The 23266-nt window shown below is 55.4% G+C and carries 23 protein-coding genes; 13 read left to right on the forward strand and 10 right to left on the reverse strand.

Annotation, left to right across the window (positions count from 1 at the left end; all coding sequences use genetic code 11):
• Nucleotides 1-69: 69 nt before the first annotated feature.
• On the reverse strand, nt 70-1473 hold the full coding sequence (gene ffh / locus JAO79_RS12290; protein WP_199007554.1) for a signal recognition particle protein: 1404 nt from the start codon (nt 1471-1473) through the stop codon (nt 70-72).
• 160 nt (nt 1474-1633) lie between these two features.
• Here ffh and JAO79_RS12295 point away from each other — a divergent pair, with 160 nt between their 5' ends.
• The 4 genes from JAO79_RS12295 (at nt 1634) to JAO79_RS12310 (ending at nt 6935) form a co-directional block, all read left to right on the forward strand.
• On the forward strand, nt 1634-2431 hold the full coding sequence (locus tag JAO79_RS12295; RefSeq protein ID WP_199007555.1) for an inner membrane protein YpjD: 798 nt from the start codon (nt 1634-1636) through the stop codon (nt 2429-2431).
• Between the two features lie 88 nt (nt 2432-2519).
• Nucleotides 2520-3809 carry an HlyC/CorC family transporter gene (locus JAO79_RS12300; protein WP_199007556.1) on the forward strand — a complete coding sequence of 430 codons (1290 nt, stop codon included), beginning with the start codon at nt 2520-2522 and terminating at the stop codon, nt 3807-3809.
• Nucleotides 3810-3977: 168 nt separating this feature from the next.
• Nucleotides 3978-6179, forward strand: coding sequence for a DUF1631 domain-containing protein (locus tag JAO79_RS12305; protein WP_199007557.1), 2202 nt, complete (start codon nt 3978-3980; stop codon nt 6177-6179).
• A 6-nt stretch (nt 6180-6185) separates the two neighbouring features.
• On the forward strand, nt 6186-6935 hold the full coding sequence (locus tag JAO79_RS12310; RefSeq protein ID WP_199007558.1) for an energy transducer TonB: 750 nt from the start codon (nt 6186-6188) through the stop codon (nt 6933-6935).
• A gap of 1 nt (nt 6936) precedes the next feature.
• Here JAO79_RS12310 and grxD read toward each other — a convergent pair whose 3' ends face one another.
• Nucleotides 6937-7263, reverse strand: a complete 327-nt coding sequence (gene grxD / locus JAO79_RS12315; RefSeq protein WP_199007559.1) for a Grx4 family monothiol glutaredoxin — start codon at nt 7261-7263, stop codon at nt 6937-6939.
• A 210-nt stretch (nt 7264-7473) separates the two neighbouring features.
• Here grxD and argF point away from each other — a divergent pair, with 210 nt between their 5' ends.
• Nucleotides 7474-8388 carry an ornithine carbamoyltransferase gene (argF, locus tag JAO79_RS12320; protein ID WP_199007560.1) on the forward strand — a complete coding sequence of 305 codons (915 nt, stop codon included), beginning with the start codon at nt 7474-7476 and terminating at the stop codon, nt 8386-8388.
• Nucleotides 8389-8393: 5 nt separating this feature from the next.
• The gene (locus JAO79_RS12325; protein WP_199007561.1) at nt 8394-9467 is read left to right on the forward strand and encodes an ABC transporter ATP-binding protein; all 1074 of its coding nucleotides are present in this window, start codon (nt 8394-8396) and stop codon (nt 9465-9467) included.
• Nucleotides 9468-9670: 203 nt separating this feature from the next.
• Here JAO79_RS12325 and JAO79_RS12330 read toward each other — a convergent pair whose 3' ends face one another.
• From JAO79_RS12330 to JAO79_RS12355, 6 genes are all read right to left on the reverse strand, one after another.
• A complete protein-coding gene (locus JAO79_RS12330) occupies nt 9671-11242 on the reverse strand; it encodes an ATP-binding protein (RefSeq protein WP_199007562.1) in 1572 nt (523 codons plus the stop codon).
• Nucleotides 11243-11297: 55 nt separating this feature from the next.
• A complete protein-coding gene (locus JAO79_RS12335; RefSeq protein WP_199007563.1) occupies nt 11298-12032 on the reverse strand; it encodes a response regulator in 735 nt (244 codons plus the stop codon).
• Between the two features lie 174 nt (nt 12033-12206).
• A complete protein-coding gene (locus JAO79_RS12340) occupies nt 12207-12683 on the reverse strand; it encodes an FKBP-type peptidyl-prolyl cis-trans isomerase (RefSeq protein ID WP_199007564.1) in 477 nt (158 codons plus the stop codon).
• Nucleotides 12683-14893 (reverse strand): acetyl-CoA hydrolase/transferase C-terminal domain-containing protein, encoded by a 2211-nt coding sequence (locus JAO79_RS12345; protein WP_199007565.1) that lies wholly within the window; start codon nt 14891-14893, stop codon nt 12683-12685. Before JAO79_RS12345 ends, JAO79_RS12340 begins: the two co-directional genes overlap by 1 nt.
• An 83-nt stretch (nt 14894-14976) precedes the next feature.
• A complete protein-coding gene (locus JAO79_RS12350; protein WP_199007566.1) occupies nt 14977-15330 on the reverse strand; it encodes a hypothetical protein in 354 nt (117 codons plus the stop codon).
• A 237-nt stretch (nt 15331-15567) separates the two neighbouring features.
• On the reverse strand, nt 15568-16605 hold the full coding sequence (locus JAO79_RS12355) for an NADP(H)-dependent aldo-keto reductase (RefSeq protein ID WP_199007567.1): 1038 nt from the start codon (nt 16603-16605) through the stop codon (nt 15568-15570).
• A 102-nt stretch (nt 16606-16707) separates the two neighbouring features.
• Between JAO79_RS12355 and JAO79_RS12360 the strand changes: the two genes are divergently transcribed.
• Both JAO79_RS12360 and JAO79_RS12365 read left to right on the forward strand, forming a co-directional pair.
• A complete protein-coding gene (locus JAO79_RS12360; protein WP_227664592.1) occupies nt 16708-17955 on the forward strand; it encodes a glycosyltransferase family 4 protein in 1248 nt (415 codons plus the stop codon).
• On the forward strand, nt 17921-18478 hold the full coding sequence (locus tag JAO79_RS12365) for a phosphatase PAP2 family protein (protein WP_199007569.1): 558 nt from the start codon (nt 17921-17923) through the stop codon (nt 18476-18478). The genes JAO79_RS12360 and JAO79_RS12365 overlap by 35 nt, the downstream gene beginning before the upstream one ends.
• Here the strand turns inward: JAO79_RS12365 and dinB are convergent, their stop codons facing one another.
• Nucleotides 18479-19543, reverse strand: a complete 1065-nt coding sequence (dinB, locus tag JAO79_RS12370) for a DNA polymerase IV (RefSeq protein ID WP_199007570.1) — start codon at nt 19541-19543, stop codon at nt 18479-18481.
• 113 nt (nt 19544-19656) lie between these two features.
• Between dinB and JAO79_RS12375 the strand changes: the two genes are divergently transcribed.
• From JAO79_RS12375 to minE, 5 genes are all read left to right on the forward strand, one after another.
• On the forward strand, nt 19657-19935 hold the full coding sequence (locus tag JAO79_RS12375) for a DUF1244 domain-containing protein (RefSeq protein ID WP_199007571.1): 279 nt from the start codon (nt 19657-19659) through the stop codon (nt 19933-19935).
• Nucleotides 19935-20297 carry a HopJ type III effector protein gene (locus JAO79_RS12380; protein ID WP_199007572.1) on the forward strand — a complete coding sequence of 121 codons (363 nt, stop codon included), beginning with the start codon at nt 19935-19937 and terminating at the stop codon, nt 20295-20297. Before JAO79_RS12375 ends, JAO79_RS12380 begins: the two co-directional genes overlap by 1 nt.
• A 22-nt stretch (nt 20298-20319) precedes the next feature.
• Nucleotides 20320-21078 (forward strand): septum site-determining protein MinC, encoded by a 759-nt coding sequence (minC, locus tag JAO79_RS12385; RefSeq protein ID WP_199007573.1) that lies wholly within the window; start codon nt 20320-20322, stop codon nt 21076-21078.
• A 62-nt stretch (nt 21079-21140) separates the two neighbouring features.
• On the forward strand, nt 21141-21953 hold the full coding sequence (gene minD, locus JAO79_RS12390; protein WP_199007574.1) for a septum site-determining protein MinD: 813 nt from the start codon (nt 21141-21143) through the stop codon (nt 21951-21953).
• A 3-nt stretch (nt 21954-21956) separates the two neighbouring features.
• The gene (minE, locus tag JAO79_RS12395) at nt 21957-22211 is read left to right on the forward strand and encodes a cell division topological specificity factor MinE (protein ID WP_199007575.1); all 255 of its coding nucleotides are present in this window, start codon (nt 21957-21959) and stop codon (nt 22209-22211) included.
• Between the two features lie 14 nt (nt 22212-22225).
• Here minE and JAO79_RS12400 read toward each other — a convergent pair whose 3' ends face one another.
• Nucleotides 22226-23233, reverse strand: coding sequence for a DUF2804 domain-containing protein (locus JAO79_RS12400; protein ID WP_199007576.1), 1008 nt, complete (start codon nt 23231-23233; stop codon nt 22226-22228).
• Nucleotides 23234-23266 lie beyond the last annotated feature (33 nt).

Here is a 23266-nt window from a genome sequence, read left to right on the forward strand (position 1 = left end):
TTCTATGCGAAAAAAGCGCCAATGAAAATAGGGAAACACTCGGTTTCCCTATTTTATGTGTAAGGCTTTTTACATACGGCCAAACGGAGGCATTCCGCCACCGCCGCCACCGCCGCCACCGCCGCCAGGTGGCATCATACCACCTAGACCGCGCATCATGTTGGCCATTCCACCTTTCTTGCCAAACTTTTTCATCATCTTCGCCATCTGCTTATGCTGCTTGAGCAGACGGTTCACGTCTTGTATCTGGGTGCCAGAGCCGGCAGCGATACGGCGCTTCCGCGAGTTATTGATGACATCCGGGTAGCGACGCTCTTTCGGGGTCATGGAGCAAATAATAGCTTCCATCTGCCCTACCGACTTGTCATTCACCTGCTGCTGGGCCATCTGGACCATTTGCCCCATACCCGGCAGTTTGTCGAGCAAACCACCGATGCCGCCCATATTCTTCATTTGCTGAAGCTGATCCCGGAAATCCTCCAGATCAAAACCCTTACCCTTTTTGATCTTCTTGGTCAGCTTCTCAGCTTTCTTCTTATCGAGCTTGCGCTCAGCTTCCTCGATGAGCGACAACACATCGCCCATGCCGAGGATGCGTGAAGCCACCCGCTCCGGATGAAACGGCTCAAGCGCGTCTGTCTTTTCACCGACACCCAGGAACTTGATGGGCTTACCGGTAATCTGGCGAACCGAAAGCGCCGCACCACCGCGAGCATCACCGTCAGTCTTGGTCAACACCACACCAGTCAGCGGCAAGGCATCGTTAAACGCTTTGGCGGTATTGGCCGCGTCCTGACCGGTCATGGAGTCAACCACGAACAACGTTTCGATCGGCTCAACGGCCGCATGCAAGCGCCCGATCTCACCCATCATCTGCTCATCAATGTGCAGACGACCGGCGGTATCAAGAATAACCACATCCACGTGTTTACGGCGGGCCGCATCAATTGCACCGTTCGCAATATCAACCGGATCCTGGTCCGCACTACTCGGGAAGAATTCCACCCCAACTTCAGAGGCAAGGGTTTCGAGCTGCTGGATCGCCGCAGGGCGATATACGTCGGCACTCACCACCATAACCGACTTTTTCTGACGCTCTTTCAGGAAGCGCGACAACTTGGCTACGGTCGTGGTTTTACCCGCACCCTGCAGGCCGGCCATCATGATCACCGCAGGCGGACGGGTGGAAAGGTTGAGGGATTCGTTACCCTCACCCATTACACGTTCAAGCTCTTGCTGAACAACTTTGACGAACACCTGGCCCGGCGTCAGGCTTCGCTGCACTTCCTGGCCGATTGCGCGCTTACGCACACCCTCGACAAAGTCTTTGACTACCGGCAACGCCACATCGGCTTCGAGCAGCGCCATGCGCACTTCGCGCAGCGTATCTTTGATGTTGTCGTCGGTGAGGCGCGCCTGACCAGAGATCTTGCGCAAGCTACCGGATAGACGGTCCTGGAGATTCTCAAACATGTTGCTCTTCCGTACCCCGGAGAAATTGTTCACACAAACCAAGAAGCCAGCCCGGGCCGCTTGATTCCTGTTGCATAATCGCGACATTATACCCAGACTTGGGAGCCTCAGAACAACTCCGAGGCCGCTTTAACCCTTAGACCAGCATATAAAGGATGTCATGGGTACGCTGATTATCGCGGTTACCGCTCTTTTCTTGTACAGCGTTGGAACTGCCCTGCAAGCACTTCACTTCAGGGGCAAAGTCGAAACCAGCCTTGCCATTACTACACTCATCGGCATCCTTGCCTTGACCGGGCACGGCCTTCTCATCGCGCAAACCGTTTACCTCGATGGCGGTTTCGATCTGAGCTTTTTTAAAAGTTCGGTGCTGATTTCCTGGCTGATTGTATTTCTCCTGTTGGGCCTCAATCTGACCAAGCCCGTGGGCAGCCTCTTTTTGGGTGCCTACCCGATTGCCGCGATTACCATTGCAATGGCGCTGATGGTCCATACCGAATCGCGGCTGATCTCGGAGCAAAGCTACGGAATGCTTTCCCACGTGGCACTGTCCGTTACAGCCTACAGCCTGTTCACCCTCGCAGCCATTCAGGCCATTTTGCTTTATATTCAGAACCGGCAGCTCAAGCACAACTACAACAGCCGACTGATCCGCAATCTGCCCCCCTTACAAACCATGGAATCACTGCTCTTTGAAATGGTCTGGGCAGGTGTTGTCCTGCTGGTTCTGGCCATTATCACTGGCGCGGTTTTCATTGAAGACCTGTTCGCTCAGGATTTGGCCCACAAAACCATCTTCTCCCTGCTGTCGCTTTTGGTATTTGCCAGCCTCCTGGTTGGCCGCTACACCAAAGGCTGGCGAGGGCTTACCGCAAGCCGCTGGACCCTGGCCGGTTGCGCACTTCTGATGCTGGCGTTTTACGGCAGCAAATTCGTCCTCGAACTTGTGTTTCGATAAGGCCTGATCGTCACCCGCGGCAGCGCTTGACAGCGCTGGCTTTGACACCTTATTTTCGCAACTTGTCATCCATAGAAGGGCTCCCCTCTTGAACGAGACATCGCTCACCGCGCTGTTCATTCTCCTTGCCGGCTTAATCATCCTATCCGCCTTTTTCTCCAGCTCCGAAACCGGGATGATGTCACTCAATCGGTATCGCCTGAAACACATGGCGAATACCGGCCACAAAGGGGCGAGGCGTGCCCAGAAATTACTGAACAGGACCGACCAACTAATCGGCGTCATCCTGATCGGCAACAACTTTGTCAACATTCTCGCGTCGTCTATCGCTACCGTGATCGCCATTCGGATATGGGGCGATGCCGGTATTGCCATCGCAACCATTTTACTGACCATTGTCATTCTGATTTTCGCGGAAGTGACGCCGAAAACACTGGCGGCCCTGTTTCCGGAAAAGATTGCGTTTCCGGCCAGCCATGTACTGGCCCCGCTCCTCAAACTCCTCTACCCCCTGGTATGGGCCGTCAATCTTTTCACCACGGGCATCTTGCGCCTGATTGGCATTTCCTCCGCCCAGGCGAACGAAGACCACCTCAGCCGGGAAGAGCTGCGCACGGTTGTTAACGAAGCCGGAGCCCTGATCCCCGCAAAGCACAAAGACATGCTGGTCGGCATTCTCGACCTGGAAAAGGTGACCGTTACCGACATCATGGTGCCCCGGAACGATGTCGTCGGAATCGACCTGGAAGACGACACCGACGATATCATCCGACACCTGCGCAACAGCCAGCACACGCGCCTGCCGGTATTCGAAGGCGACATCAACAATATTCAGGGCATACTGCACCTGCGCAGCGTTGCCAAGTTGCTGCACGAAGACGACATCACCAAAGACATGATTCGACAGCTGTGCCAGGAACCTTACTTCATCCCGGAGAGCACGCCGCTCAATACGCAGCTGCTCAATTTCCAGAGCGTAAAGCGCCGGTTCGGCATGGTGGTTGACGAATACGGTGAAGTGCTTGGGCTAGCGACGCTTGAAGACATACTGGAAGAGATCGTCGGCGAATTCACCACCGACTACGCCTCGACCTCACCGGACATTATTCCGCAGAACGACGGCACCTACATTATTGATGGCAGTACGGCGGTACGGACCATCAATAAGACGCTGGACTGGAAACTCTCAACCGACGGCCCCAAGACGCTCAACGGACTTATCACCGAGCGACTGGAAAACATTCCGGATACCAACGTATGCCTCAAAGTCGAAGGCCACCGGGTTGAGGTACTGCAGATAAAAGATAACGTCGTCAAAGCAGCGATTGTGCACCCGAAACAGGCGTCAAAACGGCTCCGGGCGCGGCCAGCGCAATAAATCGAATAACCACGAAATAGTAGAGGCCTCACCCAGAATCTTGACCCAGATCCCAGCTTTCGGTTTATTTGTGTTCTTTGTGCAAAAAATGCGCTAAATTTAACAAAAAACGATAACGTGGAAATAGCTCGGTCATGTATCCGGTTAAGGCGTAGACAGGAGTTGGCCATGAACAAGCAGTCCGGTATACATTACCTTCGCGAGCACAGAGAGGCTGCCAGCAGTGATTCTGTGCCGTCAGAGGTGACTCGCATACGCAATACCGTTGTGGCCGGATTGGGAGATCTGCTGCAAGGCGCATTCGATGCTGTGGACGACTCGCTCTTTGAGCTCGCCAACAATGCCCGAAGCAACAACGAACAAAACCGTTACTTCGAAGCGATGCGGGAAATCCGCATCAAGCGGAAAGGTGTAGAGCGCCACTTCCAAAGCGCGGTATCACAGTTTTTCACCTCACCACCCTGTGCTGGCGCCCAGCAAGACCCAGAAACGCAGGCCGATGCCTCCAGCCTTAGCCTGCTCGGCAACGACGACCTGGAAGAACAGGTCGCCCTGAACGCCATGATCAGCAAGGCCAAAACCCATTTTCAGGGGGCACTGCTTCAACTGCAGGCACGCTTCACCCAGGTTTACCCCTCAGCCAATGACGATCAACCGGTCAATCCCATGGCGCCGGAGCACCTGTGCAGTGCCTTTACCGAAGCGATTCAGGCACTCGACATCCAGATTCGTGAACGCTTGATTCTGCTCAAGCAATTCGATCGCTACGTTGTTTCGAATCTGGGCATGCTGCTTGATGAAGCCAACCGGATACTGATCCAGGCCGGCATCATCCCCAACTTCCGCTACCAGGGTAAGAGCCACGGATCTAAAGCGAAACCCGCCAGCGGTGGCGCCCCGCAAGCCGAAACAACGGCCGACACCGCCGCATCCGAAGTGGATCGCGAAGACAGCCTGATGTTCGAGCAAATCCGCGAGATGCTCAGCCTGCAAAGACAGAACGCGGGCACCATGCCCCGCAGCGCTGACCCTTCGTTGCACGTGATCGGAGGCCGCGAGCTGGCCAGTATTCTCAGCTCGATCCCCACACAACCTGTCGAACAGGATTTCGGCGACTTGAGCGCTGGCGAACCGGTCACCGTTGATTTGCGTGAGCTGGTACAGCAGCTGCTGGCACAAACCCAGACACCGGACGGCCGCAAGCCTGCACTGAACGAAGTTGACGAAGATCTGATCAACCTAGTTTCCATGCTGTTCGAGTTCATCCTGGACGACTACAACCTGTCAGCGCCGGTCCAGGTTCTCATCAGCCGGCTTCAGATCCCGATTCTGAAAGTCGTTATTAAAGACAAGAACTTCTTCAGTAAATCCAACCATCCGGCTCGCAAGTTACTGAACTCGCTGGCCAAGGCCGGTATTGGCTGGAGCAATAGCGATGAGAAGGCGCGAGACAAGCTGTACGGACAAATCCATAGCGTCGTCCAGCGAATCCTGAATGAATTCGACGGTGACGTGGCACTGTTTGAAACCCTGAACACCGAGTTTGAGCAATTCCTCGAGCGGGAGAACCGTAAGTCTAATCTGGTGGAACAGCGAACCCGCGAATCAGAGCGCGGTCGCATCAAATCCCAGAAAGCGCAGGAAGCCGTTGACCAGCTCCTGAAAGAGAAACTGCTCCGTTATAAATTACCGGACTCCATTCACGAGATACTCACTAACGGCTGGAGCCGGGTCATGTTCCTTGCCTATCTCCGAGACGATTCCGAACATCGTTGGCAGGAAACCGTTAAAGTGGTGGACGACCTCATCTGGTGCCTGCACCCGCACGAAGAAGACGACGAGCGGGATCAGTGGGTCCGCGTGGTGCCAAGACTTCTGAGAACCCTTCGCAGCGGTCTGGAAGAAGTCTCTTACAACGCCACCAAGCTAGACGACATGATGGCGCAGCTGAAACACCAACTGGCGGAAGCGTTTCGAACCAATGCGACAATCGAAGCGCGCAAAGATGAACCGACCCCGGAAGAGGATGCACCAGCCCCCGAGACCCAAACCGCCATCCAGCGACAGCAAGAACTGGAAGACGCTGCGGTATCCGAGTTCGTTACCAAGATCGATCAACTGGAAATCGGAAACTGGGTCGAATTTCGTCTGGTCAATGGTGCGAGCTTCCGCTGCAAGCTTTCCGCAATTATCGAAGAAGCCGATTGTTTCGTGTTCGTCAACCGCATGGGCCTTAAGGTCATTGAGAAAACCCGGGTTCAACTGGCGCACGAATTACGCCGGGGCCGCCTGACCATGCTGGAGCAAGGAGCCTTAATCGACCGGGCCCTGAACGCCGTTGTGGGTAGCTTGCGCGCAAAAACCGCCTAACGCCCTATGCTGCAGTCTGATTCTGGCCCAGCCAAGTCCGTTCCGGCCTCGTACCGGATCGGCTTGGCGCTTTCCTTCGCCCTTCTGTCACATATCCTTCTGCTTGCCGGGCTGGCGTTCCCGTCGTTGGAAACACAGGATTTCAGTCATCGGCTGGTTTTCACCCTGAGTTCACCCAACTCTCCGCCCTCGGTGCAGTCCACGCCTGCTCCTTCTGAGCAGCAACCGCTGAGGCATACTGAGTTCAGCGTCGCCCCCCATCGCGAGCAACCCCCGCAGAGCACTGTCAGGACTGAGCAAACCAAAACGTCCAACGCGTCAAAACGGCAGGACGCTCTTCAGCAACCCAGCAACACGCGAGCAGTCACTGCCGAAACCGCTACCGCACAATCTTCACAGCTGAACACGTCGCGACACGAGAGCGGGGAAACGATTCAGAGAATCACCCGCTCCACTTCTGAGCAAGACCCCTATTTGATCAAACTCGCGGTGCATCTGGCGGAGGAACTGCAGAAACTAAGAGTGCCGGCGATATCGCAACTGAATGAAACCAAGGAAATGACGCTTGAACTGCGAATATTGGCCAACGGAGCCCTAACCCGCGCGCAGGTGAAAGAAACAACCGGTATCGCCAATATTGACCGGGCGGCGTATCGAGCGGCTTTGTCAGCCAGCCCCTACCCGAAACCGGTGGGAGAGACATCAGACCGCTTTGACGTGAAACTGGTGTTCACGCCCAAGCGGCCGGAAAGGTAAATCAGGCTTCAGCCGGCTTCACGGCATCTTTGACCATTTTCTCAAGCTCGCCGTTTTCGGACATCTCGAGAACGATGTCGCAACCGCCTACTAATTCGCCGCCGATATACAACTGCGGATACGTTGGCCAGCTGGAGTAAACCTTCAACGCTTCGCGGAGCTCCTGGTTATCGAGAATGTTCACAAACGCGAACCGCTCACCACACGCCATCAGCGCCTGAACCGTGCGGGCTGAGAAGCCACACTGAGGAGCTTGCGGTGTGCCCTTCATGTACAGAATAACCGGATTTTCTTCTAACTGGCTTTTGATGGTTTCATTGATATCCATGAACACATACCTCTGGTTGAAAACTGGGGCGCCGGCTGACGGCCTATTACGCCATTGTACACGGCTGACCGAGGCCGCACCAAACCACCCGCCCTGACCTCGAACAACTGCTCGTTCACGAGCGTTGTTTTAACGGGAATGAAGGGCTAGACTTGATTCCCTTTTCAAAACTCAAACCTTAGCGCAGTTTCCTTGAAACAGGGGCCATTCATGGCAGTAAGACATTTTCTGACACTTAACGACATGACAACCAGCGAACTCGAGCAGTTGCTGGACCATGCTTCACGGCTCCGTAAGGAATGGCGTGAAGGCAAAGTCAGGGACTCCCTGAAGAACCGCGTGCTGGCCATGATTTTCGAGAAGTCATCAACCCGTACGAGAGTTTCCTTCGAAGCAGGCATGACCCAACTGGGCGGTACTGCCATGTTCCTATCCCCCCGAGATACGCAGCTCGGGCGCGGCGAACCCATTGAAGACTCAGCCATCGTCATTTCGAGCATGGTTGATGCGGTCATGATCCGCACCTTTGCACACGAAACCGTACAAACCTTCGCCTCGGCTTCGAGCAAACCGGTTATTAATGCATTGACCGACGATTTCCACCCCTGCCAGCTGCTTGCCGATATGCAAACCTACCGCGAGCACCGAGGCAGCATTCAGGGTGCGACCGTCACCTGGGTTGGCGACGGTAACAACATGTGTCATTCATACATCAATGCCGCGAGAAAGTTCGACTTTCATCTGAACGTCGCTTGCCCGGATGGTTACGAGCCTGACCAAGCCCTGCTCGAAGCACATAAAGACCGGGTTACCATCTTCCGTGAGCCTGAAGAAGCCGCCCGGGGCTCGAACCTGCTGGTAACCGATGTCTGGGCATCCATGGGGCAGGAAGACGAACAGAAAGCCCGTGAAGAAGCGTTCCGGAGCTATCAGATCAACCCGGAGCTGATGTCTCTGGCCGACAAAGACGCCCTGTTCATGCACTGCCTGCCAGCCCATCGCGGCGAAGAGATTTCCGCCGACATGATGGAGCATTCAAGCTCGGTGGTATGGCACGAAGCGGAAAACCGCCTGCACGCGCAAAAAGCCCTGCTTGAATTCCTTATTCTCAACCGTCTGGACTGAGCCCCATGCCAGAACCCAAGGTGCAGCCAACTGACTGGCTACTGAACGTCAATAACCTGTCTGTCGGGTATGGCGGCGAAGCCGTGGTCAAGAACATCAACTTCGCTTTAAGCCACGGCGATATTGGCTGCCTCCTTGGCCCAAGTGGTTGCGGAAAGAGCACCATCTTGCGAGCGCTTGCCGGCTTTCTGCCCATTCGCCAAGGTGAAATCAGCCTGCAATCGAAGGTCATCAGCCAGCCCGGCCGCTCGGTGCCCCCGGAAAAGCGCAAAATCGGCATGGTGTTCCAGGATTACGCTCTGTTCCCGCACCTGAGCATCGCAGACAACGTGGGCTTTGGGCTGAAATCCCTGAGCAAAAGTGAGCGGCAGCAAAAGGTCAGTGAACTGCTCAACCTGGTTCACCTGCGGGATCTCGCAAACAATTTCCCGCACGAGCTGTCAGGCGGCCAGCAACAGCGAGTCGCACTAGCCCGGGCGTTGGCCCCCGAACCGACACTGATCCTGCTGGACGAACCCTTCTCCAACCTGGACACCGATCTTCGGCGTCGCCTCAGCCTTGATGTCCGCGAGATTCTGAAAACTCTGGGCATCAGCGCCATTCTGGTCACCCACGACCAGCAAGAGGCGTTTGCCATGTGTGATCAGGTCGCCGTCCTCCGTGATGGCCACATCCAGCAATGGGATGTGCCCTTCAACCTCTACCATGAACCCGCCAACCGCTTTGTTGCCAGCTTTGTTGGCCAGGGCGGCTTTATTCCCGGCAAGGTGCTCGGGCCAGATACTATTGAGTCGGAACTTGGCGTGATTCACGGCAATCGTGCGTATAACTGGAAGGCCGGCACCCTCGTGGACATACTGATTCGACCCGACGACATCGTTCACGATGCAGATTCCGAGTTACGACCGAAAGTCGTGGAAAAAACCTTTGCGGGTACTTCAACCCTGTACCGCTTCCGTTGTTCGGAAGACACCGAATTTGAAGCATTATTCAGAAGCCATCTGGACTTCAACCTCGGCGAGCAGGTTCCTGTGCGGGTCGAAGCAGACCACCTGATCGCCTTTGAACGAACGGCTTAAGTCTCTACGTCGAAGCAAATTTCAGGCAAAAAAAAGGGCTGGTAAAAACCAGCCCCAAAATGACGAATGAAACAAGGAAAGTTCGTAAGAACTACAACCTCTAAAGTCATCCCTTACGCCACCGAGTATCCGGCAATCAGCGGCCAGCTTCAGTAGCGGTTATGTAGTGGTTTGTTACATCCCGTGAGGGCGTGAGACGCACGTCACAAAACAGACTGATCGGATTTACGCCTCGGCCACACCAGGCTGAATTTGGCTCCTCCCAGCTGCTCGCTGCGGCCAACAAATGCCTGTCCACCGTGCCAATACAAGATTCGGCGCACTATCGATAAACCCAACCCGTATCCGCCCGAGGTTCGTGTGCGGCTGTCATCCAACCGGGCAAAGGCGGTAAATACCTTCTCCCAATCCGATTCCGGAATCCCCTGACCGTCGTCCTCGACATCCACACGGCAGTTCTCTTCGTCCATATGGCATACCACCAGAACCTTCCCTTGCGCATAGCGTGCCGCGTTCCCTACCAGATTCTGAACCGCACGATGAATGTACCTGGGCTCAACGTCGGACTGGGCCCAACGCCCGTCACCGTCGTCAATGCGACACGCTATTTCCACGCCTTCCCGAATAATCCGTTGCTCAGCCACAACCTGTTCCACGATTTCCGTCACGGAATCATCGCGCAAGGTAAACACCGGCCCGCCCTGCTCCAAGCGAGCGTAGGTGAGTATTTCATCAATCAGCTCATCGAGCTCCTGAATATCACCGTCGATGCCTGTCATTTGCTTTTGGAGCGCTTCCGGTGAACTGGCGGATTCGATCATCTGAACACCAAAACGAATCCGGGCCACCGGCGTTCTAAGCTCGTGCGAGACTGCATGAATCATCTCCCGCTGCACCTGCACCAGCCGCTGGATATGCTCTGCCATACCGTTAAATGCCAGCCCCAGACGCGACACCAACGTGCCATCCTGTGACTCCACCCGCGCGCCCATTTCGCCACGGGCAATCCGGAGTGCCACCGACTCCACTTTTCGCAGATGCCTGTCTACGAAACGAAGCGCCAGATACAGCCCCAGAGCCAGCACGCCACCTACCAACAGCGCCAGCAGCAGAACAATCGGCCACCCCCATGGATTAAACGCCTCGGGCATGTTGACCGCAATCAGGTCGCCTTCTGACAAGCGCACCACTCCTGAAAGCCCGCCCTGCTCCGTTCTCAACAGGGCCAGCCCCGAGGAACTCAACCGATCAAGCACAGTCTGCGCGGGCAAGTCGGCTTGTTGCTGTAACGGGTTGATCTGCACGCCCAGCGTTTGCGCCAGACGGCGTGAGGTGTCAGCACGAGCCCCCGGAGGGACGGCATCCAAATGCCAACGAACAATCAACGCTGTTGCACGGGCAAGGTCCCGATAGGGCTGCTCCAGATTCAATCTGACCAATCCACCTGACTCGGCAGCCACATAAAACACGAACCCTTCACCGGAAGGCTCCGCCACCACCTGACCGTAGCTCAGCCGTTCACGGACAACCGGGGATAATGGAAAATCACGGTGATCACCGGTTTTCATGCCAAACAAGGCAGGCATCCAGTGGTATTGCTCGGCGGGATCGGGCACCTTGGCCAGCCACTCCATCAGAGGCTGAAGTGAGCGCTCGTGCCAGGCTTGGGCCCGCACATCGTTCAAACCATTAAAAAGAAAGACGCACAGCAACACCACAACCGCGGCAACAGCGACAACCTGGGCGTATGCTTTGAGGAGAAATTTCAGCGACATGGGCGCAACCCGGTTATTGGTGCGACGCCTGAAAGGCACCGCACCAAAAGGACGGTCAGGCTTCTTTCACGAAGAGGTAACCTTTGCTCCGAACCGTTTTGATTCGCCTCGGATGGATGGGATCATCACCGATTTTAGGACGGATGCGCGAAACCCGAACATCAATCGAACGGTCCTGGCCGTCGTATTCAATGCCGCGAAGTGCCGTAAATATCTCTTCCCGGCTCAAAACCCGACCGGCGTTGCTGGCCAGCAGCCACAGCAGATCGAATTCCGCGCTGGTCAGGTCGATGCTGTCGTCGTTCAACCAGGCTTCGCGCATTGAGCGATCAACAATCAGATCATTAAACTGCAACCTGACCGGCTCTTCCTCGTCGGTGTCGGAGGTGGTTGCGGGAGTGCTCTCCGCGCGTCGCAACATGGCACGAATTCTCGCCAGCAACACGCGCGGCTGAACCGGCTTACCAATGTAGTCGTCCGCGCCCATTTCCAGACCCAACACCTGATCCAGGTCATCGGTTCTGGCGGTCAGCATGATGATTGGCCCGGAATAGTCGGGGCGAACCCGCCGGCAGATCGACAGGCCGTCTTCACCGGGCAACATGAGATCGAGCACCACCAGATCGGGCTGCTCCTTGCGAATCCGCTCAACGGCAGCGCCGCCATGAGTTTCCAAAGAGACGGCCAGTCCATTGCTCTCCAGATACTCGCGGGTGAGTTCCGCCAGCCGCTCGTCATCTTCTACAATCAGGATCCGCCAACTCTCGCTTGTATGTTCCACGCCGTCCATCTCTGATTATTATCTTTGATTTTAAGGTTATACACACAACAATACAGGCAACCAACGGTTACAGCAATTATACACTGCGGCCACAACCACACACATCACAACACAACCTTACGATCTGTGACAAAGTTCCAATTCTGACACATCACCGGCGGACCAAGGTTTACAACGCTACCACTAGAACAAAGGGCGCCCTTGTGTGATTTCATCGTCGGTTGCTTCGCGGCGACCCACAACTTCCAAATCAAAATATAGCGTAAATCCGGCCAAAGGGTGGTTGGCGTCCACTTTTACCAGATTGCCATCAATACTGACCACCTGAACAATCTGTGCCTGATCGCCTGAATTGGTCTGGAATTTCATCCCGACATCCAGCTTTTCGACACCCTCGAACAACGACTTTGGCACGGTCCGAATCAGATCTTCCCGGTGCTCCCCGTAGGCCATCTCTGGCGGCACGGTGACTTCCAGACAATCACCGGGCGAGCGGCCTTTCACCGCGGCCTGTATTCCCTCAATCACATCCGGGCTACCCATTAAAAAGTGCAGTGGCTCACTGCCTTCAGAGGTATCCACCAGCTCGCCAATTCGGTTCTTCAGGATGTAATGAACTGTGTAAACTTCCGGTCTGGTTTGCTGAGAATCTGCTTGCATTAGCTTTTTACGCTTCCTTTTTGGGTCGGAGAGTCAAGTTGCTGGAGGCCATGTAAAACCAGTTTCTGGTCAAGCTTTTCCCGAAAGCTATCCGGTTTCGATAATCCCATTCGCTCGATCATTGACCGGTAACGACCATCATCGCTTACACGCATGGCCTGCCAAAGGGTCGAGAGTTTACCACGGGGCGTTGCCGTTGCGGCCTTAAGCGACTTAAGGGCTTTCCCCAACGTCAGCTCGTCATCGGTAAAGTCCCGGCCAAACGGGAAAGCCGGAAACCAATCCCCTTCTCCCGCCGCGGCTAATGTCTCGCGAATCTGCTGCGGCGTATTGTTTGTCCAATCCTTTGGCATCTTAAATTCTGAAGACACTTTCCCTGCTTTCTTGGCCTGTTTGAGCAATGATTCCTGAAAACGGGAATCGGCGATGCGAATCAAGCTCAAAAACACATCTTCATCCGACTTGCCCCGGAGATCCGCTATTCCGTATTCGGTGATTACGATGTCCCGAAGATGGCGGGGAATGGTGCAATGGGGATAACTGAACACAATATTGGACACCGCCTCTCCACCCGATGTGCGCGAGGCCCGCAATGCAATAATGGAACGAGCACCGGGCAACTCGTGAGCCATGGCAACAAAATTATACTGACCTCCGACGCCACTGACGATGCGGCCATCGGCCAGCCCATCCGACACCGCCGCGCCATTCAGGGTGTACATCATCGTGGTATTGATAAACCGGCCATGTATTCGTTGAGCCGCTTTGAGTTTCTGATCGCCGTAGGCGTGATCGTACAGGTGGTTGATAAAGTTCACGCTGGTCATGCAGATTTTTTCGCGCTGCGGCTCAGGCAGGCTTCTCAGTTCCTGATAGAACTTCTCCGGCCCTACAAAAAAACCGCCGTGCATGACAACACCGCCGGAAATCTTCTCACCCAGCCCGTTAGCCAGCAGCTGTTTCCGGGTTTCCGGTTCGTCCAGATTCGCATCAACCGACAGACCGCCATCCAGCCGCAGGCGGCCGCCCTTAAGCTCAACCGACCTGCGGACAATACCGTGGTCGATCAACCACTGCAGATTCCGGTTGCGTATCGGTGAATCGATCAGCCCTTCAGCGCGCAACACATCCAGCGCTTCAAGGGATGGCTTCGCCGATATCTTGCCTTCATTGATCAGGCGCTGAAGCCCCTCATGCTCGAAGACCTCCCGCTTCAAAATACCTTCCTGAAGCAGATACAAGAAACCATCCACCATCATTTCACTGCAACCGTACAAGCCAATATCAAACGGCTCGGTGCCACCATAATCACGCACAACCGGGAATCGCTCGTCCACACGGGCCTGCTGATAGATGGCCTTCCAAGCGTCATTGTGCTTGTGTCGAAGGATGGCGCTGTGCACTAAAGCCACTCCCAGCGAACCAATCCCGACTTGCAAGGTGCCACCGTCTTTGAGCAGGCTGCTGGCGTAAAATCCAATCATATGATCGGCCGGGCTAACCGCCATTTGCGGTGCAGAAAACAAGGGATAGTCCGTTGCCGGAGCAGAGAGGATGACATCAAATTGACTGTCCGCCACCACCGAGTGGCGGCCAAACCAGGGAAGTTGAGGGTTTTGCTCAGCCACCATAGCAACCGGAGTGCCTTCGGCCTCGCGCTGTCGTAACAGGGGCAAAATATCGAGAGAAAGGTCCGGATTGCAGCTGAAGCTCATCTTGCCGGGCTGCCCATGAGGTGCTCCCGGCGCCATCAACTGCCCGACCACATTGACACCCTGAGCCATCAGATCCCGGACGGCATGGGTGTAATTGGTGCAGATATAGTTCCGTTGCTGGCCGGGATTCTTGAGGTAACTGCCCGCTTTAAAAAAGAACTCCGAAACCTTTACGTTATCGGGCAGCCGGTTGTTCACCACATCCCGTGCGTAGACCAACTCCGGAACCGCGCCATAAAGGCGCTTGACGAACGGTTCCATAAATCGCCGCTCCAACGATGAGCTGCCCTCGGGAGCCAGTAACGAGAGCGCGGTAACGATATGCAGGCGAATTTCGGGATCATCTTTCGATCTTTGGTACAAAGCGTTGGCAAAGCGGATTGGCTTACCCAACCCCAACGGCAAACCCAACGTAATGTCTTTACCAACCCGAGCTATCACCTGATCAACGCAGGCATCTGCATCATTCAAATAGACCGTGTTCTGCCCTGTCATCGCAACCCTCATCATTCAGGAATGAGTCTTGGCCTTGATCATCACACGGTAGCAGGCGCCTGACAATGCAGCAGGAGAGCGATTCAGAACATCCAGCGAAGGTTTAGGCAGGCGCCTTCATTCAGCAGCGCGATGCCGTGATCAGGCCGGGCAGGATCAGATGCGTAGGTTTTTCGGGAGGATTGGCCCCGGTTGAAGCTCCAGCTCAACAACCTTGAACCAATGGCAGCCAAGGCGTCGTCGTGATCGTCCTGCTCGTCACCGGACATCCACTCCTGGAGCTCGTAGATGTCTTCCGCTGACATGGACTCTTCCCGTTCTGCCAACATCCGGTCAAAGAGCAACGGCTCTGACCGGGGCGGTTCTGCGGCTTCGGCGCGCACGACAAAAGCGGCGCAATTCAAAACCAACAGGACAAGGAAGATACGGATAATCATGACGAATAGCGTGCCTCAAAACTTCAAAATATGTGCAACCGTCTTTGCACTAAAGTCTAACTATTCTACTTGATAATAGTGTGAGTTTGCACACAAAAGCGCCAGCGCTACGGCCTGAATTGATCAGTTTTTTGTCAATAAATGGACGGTTTGTTTTGCAGTTTGTAACGCCCCCGGCTTCCATTTTACGAAGCCGGGGCCATCCCAAAAATATAACCAATTGATCTTATAGGCGTTTTACGGGCAAGGGTAAGTAAACTCGCCATGTATTTCGTCAATTGCGGAGACAATGTCGGTGCTCAGGTTAATGTCGGCCGAGCCGATGTTTTCTTTTAATTGTTCCATTGTCGTCGCGCCGATGATGTTACTGGTGACAAAATCACGGCTATTCACCCAGGCCAGAGCCATCTGGGCCGGGGTCAGCCCGTGCTGATGCGCTAATTCTGCATAGGCTCGGGTCGCATCAGCGGCGTGCTCACCGTTATACCGCGAAAAACGGTCATACAGAGTTAAGCGTGCCTTTTCTGGCCGCTTGCCCCCGAGATACTTGCCGGTCAGCATGCCAAACGCCAGCGGTGAATACGCCAGCAACCCTGTGCTTTCCCGGTGCGCGAATTCAGCAAGCCCGGCTTCGAATGAACGGTTCAACAAACTGTAAGGGTTCTGGATCGATACCGCCCGGGGCCAAGCGTTCTCGCGAGCCAGACGCAGATACTCCATCACACCCCACGGTGTTTCGTTCGACAGGCCTATGTGACGCACCTTGCCCTCTTGCACCAACTCATTCAGTGCGCCAAGCGTTTCCTCGATGGGGGTCATCACCTCGTTCGGATCGTGCTGGTAGCCCAGTTTGCCAAAGAAGTTCGCGTTGCGATCCGGCCAGTGCACCTGATACAGATCGATGTAATCGGTTTGCAACCGTTTCAGACTGCCTTCACACGCCTCGCGAATCTGCGCCCGGGTCATTCTGGGCCCACCGCGCATGTAACCCAGACTGGGGCCCGGACCAACCACTTTAGAGGCAATCACCAGATCATCACGACGGCCGCGCCGGGCAAGCCAATTGCCCAGATACTGTTCGGTCAAGCCCTGCGTATCAGCCTTCGGAGGCACCGGATACATTTCAGCCGTATCGATAAAGTTAATGCCGGCCTCTACCGCATAGTCCAGTTGCTCGAACGCTTCTTGCTCAGTGTTCTGCTCTCCCCAGGTCATGGTACCCAGGCAAATCAGACTGACGTCGATGTCAGTTTTCCCAAGTTTTCGCATACGCATAAAAAGCTCCTTAGCGGCCTTCAACAAAAGGGATAAACAAGCGTAAAAGGAATGTCACGAGGTTGTCGCAGAGTTGTCATGGCCCGCTTGCATAGTGATCACATGATAAACAGACTTGCGGGATGCACCGTGACCGACACCCAGCGATCAAACCGGCACAGGCAACACATTACCATTGTTTCCGAGACCTTTCCGCCGGAAATAAACGGTGTAGCCAACACGCTTCGCTACCTTTGTCAGGGCCTGATGAACCGCGGGCACCACGTCAGTGTGATTCGGCCAAGACAACCCCGGGAATCCAGACGACCTGACCCTAACACCTGCAGTCCGCTGTTTGAACACGAACGGGTGGTCGCAGGATTGCCGATCCCCCATTACAGCGAATTCCGGTTCGGCATCACTCGTCCCAGCAGTCTCGAAACCCTGTGGCAGAACCAGCGCCCCAACTGCATTTATGTTGCTACCCAGGGGCCTCTTGGCTGGGCCGCTGTCGCGGCAGCGAAACGGCTCAATATTCCGGTCATCTCGGGATTCCACACCAACTTCCACAGCTACTCCCGCTATTACCGGCTGGGTGTGCTCGAACGCGTGCTGTGCGCCTACGGCCGATGGTTTCACAACCGTACCCAACAGACCCTCGTCCCTACCCGCAAGACCATTGCGACAGCCCAGAACATGGGCATCCGCAATACCGCGCTATGGAGCCGAGGGGTGGATTGCGATCGTTTCTCTCCCTCAAAGCGCAGCAAATCCCTGCGACAGCAATGGGGGCTGCAGGACAACGATCGTGCGGTTCTGTATGTCGGTCGCCTCGCTCCGGAAAAGAATCTTCCGTTGGCCGTAGTTTGTTTTGAACGCATCCGCAAACTGTACCCGACGGCCCGGTTCATTCTGGTCGGCGATGGCCCCATGAGAGCGAATCTGCAAGAACGCCATCCGGAGTTCATCTTCTGCGGCCTGCAACAGGGAGATGATCTGGCTGCACACTATGCCTCCGGTGACCTGTTTTTGTTCCCGAGCAAAACCGACACGTTCGGCAATGTTGTGCTGGAAGCCATGGCCAGCGGACTGGGCGTTATCGCATTCAACGACGCGGCCGCCTCGGAGCATATTCGCAACAACGAAAACGGCATGAAAGCGCCGCTGCACAACGACGACAACTTCGTCCAGCACGCTCTGAAGCTGGCCGATCAACCCTCACTACTGCAAAGAGTCCGCACCAAGGCTCGCCTTGATGCCCTCGATCTCAGCTGGAACCAACAAATAGACGTATTCGAACGCTTGGCGTTTAACTCTTTCACACAGGTCTCAAGCCATGCCGACAACAAGCAAAGCTTCCCAGTTCTTTGAGCGGGCGGACCAACTCGAGTTCGCTTTGTGCCAATCCATCAACCGCGCCATACGATTCCGCCCCATCAAAAGCTACTTTCGTCTGGTGAGTTGGCTGGGGGATGGCTGGTTTTGGTACGCCCTGATTCTGGCGATCCCCTTTTTCACCGCCAGCCACGGCCAAAACATGGCGATTCTGATGACCCTGACGGGGCTGACCTGCACCCTGACTTACAAGGCGCTTAAGCATTGGCTGATTCGGGAACGCCCGTTCATTTCATTCCCGGCCATCAGCTGTGCCACGCCGCCACTGGACCGTTACAGCTTCCCGTCCGGACACACAATGCACGCGGCCTGCTTTCAGGCCATGCTATTCGCCATGTTGCCGGCGCTGGCCTGGGCAACACTGCCGTTTACGCTGTCTGTGGCTGCGTCCAGAGTGGTTCTTGGCTTGCACTACCCCAGCGATGTGGCCGCCGGCGCAGTGATTGGCGGGTTAATGGGGTGGGTATCGGTGCAAGTGTTTGCCGATCTGGTCGCCTGATCAATCAAACAACCGCAGTTGGGTGACGGGGGCTTCGTCGTTACGAAAACGCACCCCTACCCCCATCAGCCGGACCGGCCTGTCTTCACGGGTAACCAGCTCGTCCAGCAGCGGCTGGTAATCCGCCGCTTCGGGCTCGGAAAGCTGCTCCCGTACCCGCTCCAGAGTGTGGGTGGAAAAATCACTGTAACGGATTTTGACGAACAATTTATGAATCGGTTTACCCCGACTTTTGCGTGCCAGGCGCAGATTCAAATCTGCCACCAATGATGGCATCACCGATTCACAGGCCGCTTTACCGGCCAGATCCTGCGAGAAGGTGCGTTCCACACTGACCGACTTGGCTACCCGGGACACCACCACCGGCCGTTCGTCCCGGCCATGGGCCATTTCAAACAAGCGATACCCTTGTTTGCCGAACTTTTCGATCAGCACTTCAAAGCCCAGCGCCTGCATATCACCGCAGGTGTTCACCCCCAGGTCGTGAAGCTTGCCCGCGGTCACCCGCCCTACCCCGAACAACTTTTCGACCGGCAACGCCTGCACGAAAGCATCCACTTCATCCGGTGTAATCACAAAAAGACCATCAGGCTTGCGCCAGTCGCTGGCAATCTTGGCGAGAAATTTATTCGGGGCCACGCCTGCGGAAATGGTGATGCCGGTTTCCCGACGAACACGCTCTCGCAGGTGTCGGGCCATCAGCGTGGCACTGCCTTTGTGATCTGTAATTTCAGAGACATCCAGAAAAGCTTCGTCCAACGACAGGGGCTCCACCAGATCGGTCATGTCGCGCAGTATGCTCATCACTTGCTGAGACACCGCCCGATACTTGCTCATATTGGTCGGCACCATCACCAGCCCCGGGCACAAGCGCCTAGCCTCACTGCCGGGCATGGCCGAGCGCACACCAAAAGCCCGCGCTTTATAGTTGCAAGTGGTGACCACACCCCGGCCGCCGTCACCACCGACCGCCAGCGGAACATCCCTCAGGGTCGGGTCGTCCCGCATTTCAACTGCGGCGTAAAAACAATCGCAATCTACATGGATGATCTTGCGCTGGGACATAATCCGGAGCTCAGGTTAAAAATCTGTATGTTTATACAGCCTTGTATCTTACGGCAACATGCTGAGAATGTCAGGAGCCCCACATTCACTCCGGTAACCAACTGCGAGGCACCATGAACAACCCTATTCCCGACTCCGAACGCACTGAAATCGAAGCCGCTGCCTTCAGACGGCTGGTTGAGCATCTGCGCCAAAACACCGATGTGCAAAACATCGACCTGATGAACCTGGCCGGTTTCTGCCGCAACTGCCTGTCGAAATGGTATCGGGCTGAAGCCCAAGAACGCGGCTTCGAGCTATCCGACCCGGCGGCCCGTGAAGAAATCTACGGCATGCCTTACGACGAGTGGAAAGAAAAATACCAAACCGGCCCCAAGCAGGATCACAAATAATGAACGTCACAGAAGCCGTCCGCATTCATTTGGCCTCGCTCCGCGGCGGCCACGCTGATTTTGACGACACGCTCGCCCTGATCGACCAGCACTTCGAGTTCCAGCCGACTGGTTTTCACAACGGCCCGCTCCGCAACGAGGCTGGTGAAAACAGCGGTTCTTGCCGCGTTTTCGGCCTCGGCCAATACTGCAACCTCAACGAGGACGACACGCTTACCCTGTTCGCGCAGCATTACCAACAGGTTCTGGGCGACCCGACAGGCTCCAGCCATGGTAATATCCGGCAATTCATCAGCACCGGATGGTCCGGCATTCGTTTTGACAGCCAACCGTTGCGGGCCAAAGCCGAATCTACCCAGTAACCCATCAGGGAAACGAGCATTCATGAGCGATACTGCTAACCCCGAAGTAAAACAGAGTTTCCAACTAAAAAGCGCAAACATCTCGCTAACCGCGCTGGAACTGTATTACTTCGATGAACATGAATTCGAAGCGAACCTGCGGGACAAAATCAGCCAAGCCCCCGGCTTTTTCAAAGACATCCCGCTGGTGATCAGCCTCGACAAGTACGAAGGGCTGGATAGCGAGATCGATTTCTTCAAGATCATCGGTACCTGTCGCCGTCACAACATTCAAGTGATTGGAGTACGAGCCGCCAACGACAACCAGCGGCGGCTGGCCAAGGGCGCCTCTCTGGCCGTGATGCCGGGTGGTTCGGTTCGTGAAAAGGCAGCCGCACCCGAGCCCGTTGCCGAGGCAGCTGAACCGGTTACTGAAGCCCCGGCACCAACACTTGCACCGGAGCCAGCCCCCACCAAAATTGTGACCCAAACTGTGCGCTCCGGGCAGCAAGTCCATGCGCCTGAAGGTGATCTGATTATCCTTGCCCCGGTGCAAGCCGGTGCGGAAGTACTGGCGGCGGGTAATATCCACGTTTACGGCGCATTGCGGGGCCGGGCGCTGGCGGGTATTCACGGAGCAGAGTCTGCGCGAATTTTTTGCCAGTCTTTGGAAGCAGAGCTTGTGTCTGTTGCGGGACACTATAAAATTCCGGAAGATCTTCAAAACAATGGCTGGAAAAGCGCTGTGCAAATCCAGCTCAAGGATGACGTGCTGGTGGTATCGCCACTGGAGAAAGGCTAGTAGTGCTATAACAAACAAACGTTGAAGACATGACGAATCCACCGCGGAACAGGAATTGAATCTTGGCTAGAATCATTGTCGTTACCTCAGGAAAAGGCGGCGTTGGCAAAACCACCACCAGCGCTTCAATCAGCACCGGGCTTGCCAAACGGGGCTTTAAAACAGTCGTGATCGACTTCGACGTAGGTCTGCGTAACCTGGACCTGATCATGAACTGCGAACGCCGGGTTGTGTACGATTTCGTCAACGTGATTCAGGGCGAAGCCACGCTGAACCAGGCGCTGATCAAAGACAAGCGCGTAGAGACGCTGTACATCCTTCCGGCGTCACAAACCCGTGAAAAAGAAGCCCTCACGAAAGAAGGCGTTGAAAAAGTTATCAACGAGCTTTCGGAAACCTTCGATTACATCATTTGCGACTCCCCGGCCGGTATCGAGCACGGCGCACTCATGGCGCTTTATTACGCCGATGAAGCCGTTGTGGTCACCAATCCGGAAGTGTCCTCAGTACGGGACTCCGACCGAATTCTCGGCATCATGCAAAGCAAGTCTCGCCGGGCAGAAATGGGGCAAGACCCACTCAAAGAACATCTGTTGCTGACCCGTTACAACCCGGATCGTGTCGAGCGCGGTGAAATGCTGTCCGTGCAAGATGTTGAAGAAATTCTGGCCATCCCTCTGCTTGGCGTCATCCCGGAAAGCCAGATCGTATTGAACGCCTCCAACCAAGGCGTGCCCGTCATCCTGGAAGAAGACAGTGATGCCGGACAAGCCTACGACGATGCGGTCGCACGACTTCTGGGCGAGGAGCGCGAACACCGCTTCATGACCGCGCAGAAGAAAGGTTTCTTTTCACGGATGTTCAAGGGGGGCTAAGGGATGAGTTTCCTGGATTACTTCAGAAACAATAAGAGCAAAAGCTCGGCCAATGTGGCCAAAGAGCGTTTGCAAATCATCGTAGCGCACGAACGCGGCCAAAGGGGGCAGCCGGATTACCTGCCCCAGATGCAGCAAGAGTTGCTTGCGGTTATTCGTAAGTACGTGCAAATCAGTGATGACATGGTGCAGGTCGAAGTCGACCGGAACGACAGCTGCTCGGTACTGGAGCTGAACGTGACCCTACCGGAGCAATAGCACCTTCGCCCGCCTTACCAGCGGGCAAAATGGTCCTCCATCAATCCCCGTAGTCCCGCTACGGGGATTTTTTTGCCCGACGCATCGGCCACAGTGCCTTCGAAGGTTCCGACAAACTGGCGAAAGTTGGACGCCAGAATGCCCGCATTCAACTTCTCTTTGCGCACACCAGCGGACACAAATGATAAATCCACTCTGCCGTCTTCAGTGGTTACTCGCCAGTTTGCATCCTGTTGATAACGATCAAACTTGAACTGCGCTGCTCCAAGCACGAACCTCTGGCCATTCAACCAGAGGGCGTTTTCCGTCATGCCCGTTTCGTTAACACCCGCCGCCAGATTCAGGCCCACAGCCACGCCCTCGTCAGTCTGACCCGCCAGACACGCCCAGTTCCAGGCGGTTTCCCGACGCATGAAACCGCAACTCCAGTCAATCGAACCACGGCTTTGGTCATCCGTTCGCCAAATGCTCTGGCCCCAGCGCACTTCCCCTTCAACCGGCAGTCCTGCGGACTTTCGAGTAAACACCCAACCCGTGTATCCCGCCGGGCACACCAACCGATGCGGGTCTTTGTCGTCAGTCAGTTCCAGATCAACCTCGATGTTTCCGGGCGCGCTTACCCGCACATTCCGGCCGCCAACCGTCGGCTTGATCGACAACGACACGTCGCCCTTTCTGAAAAAGGCGCTGCCGCGCTCGGGATAAGGTTCAATTTCGGTGTGCCGTGCGAAAGGCTGAAGAAAGGATTGCTCCAACATCTGACCGGATTCGAAATCGAACAGATAGAAAAAACCGGACCCGACCAGCTTCAAATCAACAATGGCCATCCCGAACACCCAGCCCGGCGCCATCGCACTGACAAATTGAAACTGATTGAAGCGCCATTGCCGCGCCAGACGGGAGCGCGGTTTGTCCATCACCGTGCGCAAGTCGTAATCCATGTAATTAATATCATCCACAGGCTCGGACAACAGCCCCGGCGCAATCCGCCCTTTCGGGTCGATCAGTTTTTTTTGGGTCATAGTTTTCGTCAAATAAGGCCAATTCGAGGTCGG

The sequence above is a fragment of the Marinobacter litoralis genome (genome assembly GCF_016427555.1).
In the GTDB taxonomy this organism is placed as follows: domain Bacteria; phylum Pseudomonadota; class Gammaproteobacteria; order Pseudomonadales; family Oleiphilaceae; genus Marinobacter; species Marinobacter litoralis_A.